Annotated in this window: 1 protein-coding gene; it reads right to left on the bottom strand. The window is 64.4% G+C overall.

The window, feature by feature from the left end; genetic code table 11:
- Positions 1 to 10: 10 nt before the first annotated feature.
- A partial coding sequence (locus Acor_RS00100; RefSeq protein WP_155334408.1) for an ISAs1 family transposase occupies positions 11 to 763 on the bottom strand: 753 nt, incomplete at its 5' end.

Below are 763 nucleotides of genomic sequence, written 5' to 3'. Positions count from 1 at the left end.
GAGGGAGTTCTCAGATCGTGAGACCGAGAGCGATCAGCGGGTTTTGAAAGTCGTCGCGGGCCCAACGGGTTCCGTCCGCGATGTTGCTGAAGTTGAGCAGGCGTAACGCGCCGATCGCGTAGCTGCGCATGATCGCGAGGATCGATGGAGCTGAGGCGGTCCGGATCTTGCATCGGTCTTCGCCGAAGGTCACGTCGCGGACATAATGATCTTTGTTCTCAATCGACCACTCACCGCGGACGAACTCGGCCAGTCTGCGGGGACCGGCCCGGTGAGCGGTCAGGTTGGTGACCCCCAGGACCGCAACGGCCGACAACGGCTTCCAGCTCAGGTCATAGACCTTCCGCTCGACCAGGTAGACCTGCTTGACGTGTGGGAACCGTGTCCCGGATGGGGCGGGCATGGTCTGGATGGTGCGGATCTCGGTGCGGCCGTGGCCGCGGTCGTAGGTGGTCCACCCGATGGGGACCTCGCTCCAGGGCAGAGCGTTGAGCTGATCGAACAGACCCTGCTGATTCCCGCCGACCGGGAAGACATAGAACGCCTCGCGATGGTGCAGGTAGCGGGCGTGCTCGCGCTGGCAGTGCATCATGTCGGCGGAGACGACCACGTTCTTCAGGTTGGGGAGCTGATCGAGCAAGGGCTGGAAGGCACGGATCTCGTTGGTCTTGGCGTCGATGTCGATCTGGGCCACGGTGATCGCGTCGGCCGGCAGGTGCGCTCCGAGCCGATGCCGGGCGGGTGTATCGGCGTCGGTGCTGCC

Origin of the sequence: Acrocarpospora corrugata (assembly GCF_009687845.1) — a bacterium.
Classification (GTDB): Bacteria; Actinomycetota; Actinomycetes; order Streptosporangiales; family Streptosporangiaceae; genus Acrocarpospora; species Acrocarpospora corrugata.
The sequence above is the reverse complement of the archived record's forward strand: the minus strand, read 5'-3'. Positions and strand labels throughout refer to the sequence as shown.